The sequence below is a fragment of the Tistrella bauzanensis genome (genome assembly GCF_014636235.1).
Classification (GTDB): domain Bacteria; phylum Pseudomonadota; class Alphaproteobacteria; order Tistrellales; family Tistrellaceae; genus Tistrella; species Tistrella bauzanensis.
Map to the genome: position 1 here is coordinate 62,227 of NZ_BMDZ01000023.1, position 8,268 is coordinate 70,494.

Annotated in this window: 3 protein-coding genes; 2 read left to right on the forward strand and 1 reads right to left on the reverse strand. The window is 70.6% G+C overall.

Features of this window, described 5'->3' with window-relative positions:
• Positions 1 to 74 precede the first annotated feature (74 nt).
• Positions 75 to 3,284 (forward strand): bifunctional proline dehydrogenase/L-glutamate gamma-semialdehyde dehydrogenase PutA, encoded by a 3,210-nt coding sequence (putA, locus tag IEW15_RS11315; RefSeq protein ID WP_188577883.1) that lies wholly within the window; start codon positions 75 to 77, stop codon positions 3,282 to 3,284.
• A 113-nt stretch (positions 3,285 to 3,397) separates the two neighbouring features.
• On the opposite strand, the gene IEW15_RS11320 is transcribed toward putA, so the two are convergent.
• Positions 3,398 to 4,978: a lysine--tRNA ligase gene (locus IEW15_RS11320; RefSeq protein WP_188577885.1), complete on the reverse strand. Its 1,581-nt coding sequence runs from the start codon at positions 4,976 to 4,978 to the stop codon at positions 3,398 to 3,400.
• Between the two features lie 272 nt (positions 4,979 to 5,250).
• Here IEW15_RS11320 and IEW15_RS11325 point away from each other — a divergent pair, with 272 nt between their 5' ends.
• On the forward strand, positions 5,251 to 8,205 hold the full coding sequence (locus IEW15_RS11325; protein ID WP_188577888.1) for an ATP-dependent DNA helicase: 2,955 nt from the start codon (positions 5,251 to 5,253) through the stop codon (positions 8,203 to 8,205).
• Positions 8,206 to 8,268: the final 63 nt, after the last annotated feature.

Below are 8,268 nucleotides of genomic sequence, written 5' to 3' on the forward strand. Positions count from 1 at the left end.
GCGGCCATCCCGCTAATCTCAGACAATCAGGCGCAGCCCGCGCCACGTGCCGCCCATCGGAGACGACACAGATCATGATCCGCGATGCCGACGCCCAGTCCTTTGCCGCCGCGACCGACGCCGGACGCCGGCGGATCGCCGACCTGACGCTTGCCGATGAGGCGGCGGTGACCGCGCGGCTGATCGAGGCCGCCAGCCTGCCTCCGGAACAGACCGCCCTGATCCGCGAGCGCGCCTTGGCCCTGGTCGCCAAGGTGCGGGCGGGCGACGAGCCGGCGCGCGGTGTGGAAGCCTTCCTGAAGGAATACGGGCTGGGCACGCGCGAAGGCGTGGTGCTGATGTGTCTGGCCGAAAGCCTGCTGCGGGTGCCCGATGCCACCACCGCCGACCGATTGATCCGCGACAAGCTGGGCGATGCCGACTGGGATGCCCATCTTGGCCGCGCCGGCAGCCTGTTCGTGAATGCATCGACCTGGGGGTTGATGCTCACCGGGCGGGTGGTGCGGCTGGGGCCGGAAGATACCGCCGGCGCGCCGTCATCGGTGCTGGGCCGGCTGGTGGCGCGATCCGGCGCGCCGGTGATCCGTCAGGCGCTGCACGCGGCCATGCGGATGATGGGAAAGCAGTTCGTGCAGGGCCGGAATATCAACGAGGCGCTGGAACGCGCCCGGCCGGGCTGGGCCAGGGGCTGGCGGCATTCCTTCGACATGCTGGGCGAGGGCGCGCGCACCGAGGCGGATGCCTTGCGCTATCTGGCGGCCTATGACGCGGCGATCAGGACCGTGGGCAAGGCGGCGCCATCGGATCTGGACGAGATCCAGCGGCCGAGCATTTCCGTGAAGCTGTCGGCGCTGCATCCGCGCTATGAGATGGCCAAGGACGGCCGGATGCTCGACACCCTGGGCGGCCGGCTGGCCGATCTGGCGCGCGTGGCCCGCGAGGCGGGCATCGGCCTGACCGTGGATGCCGAAGAGGCCGATCGGCTGGACCCATCGCTGGACCTGCTGGCCCGTGTCGCCGCCGATCGGTCGCTCGCCGGCTGGAACGGTTTCGGGCTGGCGGTGCAGGCCTATCAGAAGCGGGCGCATGCGGTGATCGACTGGGTGGCGGCACTGGCCGGAGAGACCGGCCGGATCATGCCGGTGCGGCTGGTGAAGGGCGCCTATTGGGACACCGAGGTCAAGCGCGCCCAGGAACGCGGGCTCGCCTCCTTCCCGGTCTTCACCCGCAAGGAGGCGACCGACGTCTCCTATCTGGCCTGCGCCCGCGCCATGCTGGCGGCGCGTGACCGGATCTATCCGCAGTTCGCCACCCACAACGCCCATACGGTTGCGGCCATCGACGTGATGGCCGGCCGCGACCGGCGGTTCGAATATCAGCGCCTGCATGGCATGGGTGAGCCGCTGTACGAGGCGGTGCTGGGCGAGACACCGAAGGGCGAGACACCGAAAGGCGCTGGGGGCGGTGGCGTCAGTTGCCGGATCTATGCGCCGGTGGGCGCGCATGAGGATCTGTTGCCCTATCTCGTCCGCCGGCTGCTGGAAAACGGCGCCAACACCTCGTTCGTCCACCGGCTGGCCGATCCGACGGTGCCGGTCGACGATCTGGTGGGTGACCCGGTGGCGCGGCTGAAGGGGCGTGCCTCGCGGCCCAACCCGTCACTGCCGGTGCCGCCGGCGATCTATGCGCCGGAACGGGTCAACAGCGCCGGCATGGATCTGACCGATCCGCTGGTGATCGCCGATCTGGACACGCGGATCACCAAGGCACTGGCGCTGCCGGCCGATGGCTCGGCCATTGTCGGTGGCCGCGACCTTGGCGGGGATTTCAAGCCGGTCACCAACCCCGCCGACCGCTCGATGACCGTGGGCCGGGTGGCGGAGGCGGATGCGGCGGCGGTGGATGCGGCGCTGGATGCCGGGGTTGCGGCACAGCCGGCCTGGGACGCGGCAGGTGGTGCCGCGCGCGCCGCCGTGCTTGAGGCGGCGGCTGTGCGGTTCGAGGCAGATCAGGCCCGCGCCTTCGGCCTGCTGGCGCGCGAGGCCGGCAAGACCATGGGCGATGCCCTGGCCGAGATCCGCGAGGCGGTGGATTTTCTGCGCTATTACGCCGCCCGCGCCCGCGCCGATTTCAGCAGGGCCCTGGTCCTGCCGGGGCCGGTGGGCGAGAGCAACGAGATCCGGCTGGCCGGGCGCGGGGTGTTCGCCTGCATCTCGCCGTGGAACTTTCCGCTCGCGATATTCACCGGCCAGATCGCGGCGGCGCTCGCCGCCGGCAATGCCGTGGTCGCCAAGCCGGCCGAGCAGACACCGCTGATCGCCGCCTGGGCGGTGCGCCATATGCTCGCGGCGGGGGTGCCGGCGGGGGTGCTGGCCCTGTTGCCTGGCGATGGCGCGCGGATCGGCGGCCGGCTGGTGGCCGATGCCCGGGTGGCCGGCGTCGCTTTCACCGGATCGACCGAAACCGCGCGCGCGATCAATCGCGGTCTGGCCGGGCGTGACGGGCCGATCGTGCCGCTGATCGCCGAAACCGGCGGCCTGAACGCGATGATCGTCGACAGCTCGGCCCTGCCTGAACAGGTGGTGGCGGATGTGCTGATCTCGGCCTTCGGCTCGGCCGGGCAGCGCTGTTCGGCCCTGCGGCTGCTCTGCGTGCAGGAGGACGTGGCCGAGCGGATCGAGACCATGCTCGCCGGCGCCATGGCGGTGCTGGATGTGGGCGATCCGATGCGGCTGGCGACCGATGTCGGGCCGGTGATCGATGCCGAGGCGCTGGCGATGCTGACCGATCACGTCGCGGCGCTGGAGGCGGCCGGCCAGACCCGGATCGCGGCGGCGCCGGTGGCAGAGGCCACGGCCGCCGCCGGCCATTTCATGGCGCCGGTCGCCTATCGCATCGACAGCCCCGACCGGCTGACCCGCGAGGTTTTCGGCCCGGTGCTGCATGTCTGGCGCTACAAGGCGCGGGATCTGGACGCGGTGGTGCGGCGGATCAACGGCTTCGGCTATGGTCTGACCATGGGCGTGCACAGCCGGATCGACCAGACCATCCGCCGGGTGGCGGCGGTGGCGAAGGTGGGCAACCTGTATGTCAACCGCAGCATGATCGGCGCCGTGGTCGGCACCCAGCCCTTCGGCGGCGAGGGCCTGTCGGGCACCGGCCCCAAGGCCGGCGGTCCGCGCTATCTCTATCGTTTCGCGACCGAACGGGTGCTGTCGGTCAACACCGCCGCCGCCGGCGGCGACACCCAGTTGATGACCACCATCGCCGATGGCGGGGATTGAGAAGAGCGGCGGATTTGGGGCGGGCTCATTGGCGGGACTTGCTCTGACGTACCTGTCATGGAGCCCGGCCCGGACGGCAGGGGGCGTCGGCGTCGACGCCCCCTGATGCTGCCTCAGGCGAACTTGCCGGCCAGCGCGTCGTCGATCAGGCGGATGGTTTCGGCGCGGCCATAGAGCTGGATGAACGATCCCATGCGCGGCCCCTGTTCCTGGCCGAGCAGAACCTCGTAGAGCAGCTTGAACCAGGCGCGCAGATTGTCGAAGCCGTGCAGCTTGCCGACTTCATAGACCTCGTCCTGAATCGCCTCGGCGGTGGTGTTGGCGGGCATCTCGGCCAGCTTGGTCGCGAGTGCCCGGATGGCCGCGGTCTCGGCGGCATCCGGCTGCTTGTAGGTCTTCTGCGGCTTCACGAAGTCCTGATAATAGTTCACCGCATAGCCGACCAGCAGGTCCAGGCCGGGCTGGGTTTCGGGGGTGGCATCCGGGGCATAGCGGGTGATGAAGCCCCACAGCACCGCCTTGTCCTCGGCGTTGCAGGCGCTGGCCAGATTGAGCAGCATCGAGAAGCCGACGGGGGGCTCGCCTTCCGGCGGATTGCCGCCATGGATGTGCCAGGCCGGGTTCTCCAGCGCCTTGGCCGGTTCCTCCGCCGCATGATAGCTGCGCAGATGGGCGAAATACTCGTCGACCGCGCGCGGGATCACGTCGAAATACAGCCGCTTGGCCCGGCGGGGCTGCTGGAACATGAACAGCGACAGGCTTTCCGGCGAGCCATAGCGCAGCCAGTCTTCAATGCTGAGCCCGTTGCCCTTCGACTTGGAGATCTTCTGGCCATCGGCGTCCAGGAACAGCTCATAGGCAAAGCCGTTGGGCTGGCGGCCGCCAAGGATGCGGGCGATCTTGCCCGACAACTCGGCCGACGGGATCAGATCCTTGCCATACATTTCATAATCGACGTCGAGCGCCACCCAGCGCATCGCCCAGTCGGCCTTCCATTGCAGCTTGGCGCGGCCGCCGGTGACCGGCTGCTCCACCCGGCTGCCATCTTCATCATCGAAGACGATGGTGCCGGCGGCGGCGTCATAGGACAGGATCGGCACCTGCAGCACCCGGCCGGTCGAGGGGCTGACCGGCAGGATCGGGCTGTAGGTCTTCTGGCGTTCGGCGCCGAGCGTCGGCAGCATCACCGCCATGATCGCGTCATAACGTTCCAGCACCCGGATGAGGGCGGCGTCGAAGTCACCGGCGCGATAGCAGTCGGTGGCCGACCGGAAATCATACTCGAAGCCGAAGGCATCCAGGAAGGCACGCAGCCGGGCATTGTTATGGGCGCCGAAGCTGTCATGGGTGCCGAAGGGGTCGGGCACGGCGGTCAGCGGCCGGCCCAGCGCCTGACGGATCATGTCCTGATTGGGGACGTTGTCCGGCACCTTGCGCAGACCGTCCATATCGTCGGAAAACGCCACCAGCCGGGTCGGCATGCCGGTCAGCGCCTCGAAAGCCCGGCGCACCATGGTGGTGCGGGCAACCTCGCCGAAGGTGCCGATATGCGGCAGGCCCGACGGGCCATAGCCGGTCTCGAACAGGACATAGCCTTTGTCGGGCAGGCGTCCGTCCAGCCGGCGTGCCAGATCCTGTGCTTCCTTGAACGGCCAGGCCTTTGCCTCGGCCGCGAGCCGGCGATCGACGGTCATGATCGGAGTTGTTCCCGCATCGTGTTGAAAAAACGGACGCCTTGCCCATGTACGGCCGGGCGTGCTGCTGCGGCGACTGTATGCGCAGCCACGGCCCCGGGTCAATTGACCGCATCTCATGTGAGGGCAGCCCCCGGTGCAGGGCCGCCACGCGCCGCGGGCTGGCCCCGGCGGCGGCAAGCCCGTATAACCGTGGGGCGCCGCCGCCTGTGTACCCGTCCTGTTCCTGCTACCCGTCCTGTTCCTGGCCCGCTTCCACAATCCGGATCCCGATGCCCGCAGATGAAGCCGACGCCGTCCGGGGTCTCGATCCCGCCCGCACCGACCCGCTGAACGCCCCGGTTCTGGTGGCGCGGCGCGGGCGTGGCCATTGGAGCGCCCGGCCCGGCGACGCACCGCGTGTGCTGCAGCCGGCGCAGGTGGCTGGGGCCTGGCACGGCCGGACGCCGCTGGTGGTGCACAGGCCCGCCACCGCCCGCCGGCTGGGGCTGGACCCGGCGCATCTGAGCGCCTTCGACCTGCTGGAACTGTTCGCTTTCATCAACCCGGCCGAAACCCCGCCGCCCACCGCGCGCGGGTTGGCGGCGGCGCTGGACGTGCCGGCGCCCGGCACCGATGCGGCATCGGAAATCGCCTGCATCCGGGCGATTGCCCGGCAGTTGATCAAGGTGGCGTCGATCAAGCTGCGCCTGCTGGAACCGGCCGCCCTGCTGCATGATGCGGCCCAGGCCGGCTGGATCTGGGGGCCACCGCTGATCGCCGCCAGCGGCGCCGTGCCGCCGGCCGACAGCTGGGGCATGCGGGTCTGGGGCCGGTTGCCCGAATGGCAGGAACAGCCGCCGGAAGGCCGGCCGACCCAGCTTGGTGTGCTGCCGGAAGAAGCCGTGCAGCGGCTGGAGCGCCTGACCGGCGCCGGCGCCGAACCCCGGCCGGAACAGCGGCGCTATGCCATGCATGCCAGCCTGGCCTTTGCCGCCCGCCACGAGGGCGAGGGGCCGGCGGTGGTGCTGGCGGAAGCCGGCACCGGCACCGGCAAGACGCTGGGCTATATCGCGCCGGCCAGCCTGTGGGCCGAACGCAATGGCGGCACGGTCTGGATCAGCACCTATACCAAGAACCTGCAGAAGCAGATCGATGACGAGCTGGACCGGCTGTATCCGGATCTGGACGAGAAGACCCGCCGGGTGGTGGTGCGCAAGGGCCGCGAGAATTATCTGTGCCTGCTGAATTATCAGGACGCGGTGCGGCGCAGCGATGCTCTGGGGCCCGACCGGGTGGGGCTGGCGCTGATGGCGCGCTGGGTGGGCGCCACCCGCGACGGCGCGCTGTATGGCGGCGATTTTCCGGGCTGGCTGGCCGAGCTGATCGGCCGGCGCGCGACCCTGGATCTGACCGATCATCGCGGCGAATGTATCTATTCGGCCTGCGAGCATTACCGCCGCTGCTTCATCGAGCGTGCCCAGCGCCGGTCGAGGCGGGCGCGGGTGGTGGTGGCCAATCATGCGCTGGTGATGGTGCAGGCGGCAGCCGGCGGCGACGACCCGTTCGGCCCCGACCGCTTCGTGTTCGATGAGGGCCATCACCTGTTCGATGCCGCCGACAGCGCCTTCGCGGTGGATCTGTCGGGGCGCGAGGGCGAGGAACTGCGCCGCTGGATCGCCGGGCGCGAAGGCCAGCGTCGCAGCCGCGCGCGCGGCCTGCGCGACCGGGTGGGCGATCTGGTCGCCGGCCGCCCCGCCGCCGAGGAGGCGCTGGCCGAGGCGATGCGCGCCGCCCGTGCCCTGCCGGCCGAAGGCTGGCGCCAGCGCCTGGATGACGGCCAGCCCGACGGCCCGTTCGAGGTGTTTCTGGCGCGGGCGCGCGGTGCCGTGCTGGCGCGGTCGCCGGCCGGCGCCGATGCCCCTTATGGGCTGGAGGCGCCGGTGGCGCCGCCGGGCCCTGAGCTGATCGCCGCCGCCGCCGATCTGGAAGCGGCGCTGCGTCTGCTGGAAGTGCCGCTGGGCCGGCTGGCCGAAACCCTGGCCGGGCTGCTGGACGACGAGGCCGACACATTGGAGCCGGGCGACCGGGCGCGGATCGACGCCACCGCGCGCGCGATCAGCCGCCGGGCGGCCGGGCTGGTGAAATCCTGGCGCGAGATGCTGGCGGTGGTCGAGGACGGCCCGCCGGCGCATCACGTCGACTGGCTGGCGATCGACCGCGCTTTCGGCCGCGATATCGACGTGGCGCTGAAACGGCGCTGGATCGACCCGATGCTGCCCTTCGCGCGCGTGTTCGGCGAACGCGCCCGGGGCCTGCTGGTGACCTCGGCCACCCTGACCGGCGGCCGTCTGCCGCAACGGCCGTCTGCCGCCGATGCCGATGCCGCCGCCGCCGCGGGGGAGCCGATGCCCGAAGCACCATCGGGCCGTGACGGCCCGGCCAGGCGCGACGGTCCGGGCAGCCGCGACGGTCTCGACTGGCAGACCGCCTATACCCGCGCCGGTGCCCGCCACATCGCCAGCACGCCGCAGACCTTGAGCCTGCCATCGCCGTTCGATTACGGCCAGGCGGCGCTGGCCCTGGTGGTGACCGATCTCAGGCGGTCGTCGGCCGAACAGATCTCGGCCGCCTATCGCGAGCTGTTCCTGGCGGCGGGCGGCGGCGCGCTTGGCCTGTTCACCGCGGTGCGGCGGCTGCGGGTGGTGTATGACCGGATCGCCGGCGCGCTGGATGCAGCCGGCATCAGCCTCTATGCCCAGCATGTCGACCCGCTGGACACGGCGACCCTGGTGGATATCTTCCGCGCCGAGGAGGAAAGCTGCCTGCTGGGCACCGATGCGGTGCGCGACGGGGTGGACGTGCCCGGCCGGTCGCTGCGGCTGCTGGTGCTCGACCGGGTGCCCTGGCCACGGCCGGACATTCTGCACCGCGCCCGCCGGCTGGCCTTCGGCGGCCATCATCATGACGACGCCATCGTCCGCCTGCGGCTGCGCCAGGCATTCGGCCGGTTGATCCGGGCGCGGGACGATCATGGTGTGTTCGTGCTGCTGGATGGTGCTCTGCCGACCCGGCTGACCACGGCGTTTCCCGACGGTGTCCGGGTGGAACGGGTGGGCATCGCCGAGGCGATCCGCCGCACACGCGGATTTCTGCATCCAGACCACGCCGGCGTGGCGCCGGATGTGGGGGATGGCACGCCCGGTGCCGGTTCAGGCCCCGCCGGCACCCAGGGGAATCGCATTTGAAGAATAGCCCTGGCGACCGGTGGCGAAGTGGAGTCTGTATGAGTGTTCCTGAGAGGGGGACAT

What these genes read in the sequence shown, in the direction of transcription:
- putA (WP_188577883.1), top strand. Translation starts at nt 75, where the DNA reads ATGATCCGCGATGCCGACGCCCAGTCCTTTGCCGCCGCGACCGACGCC.
- IEW15_RS11320 (WP_188577885.1), bottom strand. Translation starts at nt 4,978, where the DNA reads ATGACCGTCGATCGCCGGCTCGCGGCCGAGGCAAAGGCCTGGCCGTTC.
- IEW15_RS11325 (WP_188577888.1), top strand. Translation starts at nt 5,251, where the DNA reads ATGCCCGCAGATGAAGCCGACGCCGTCCGGGGTCTCGATCCCGCCCGC.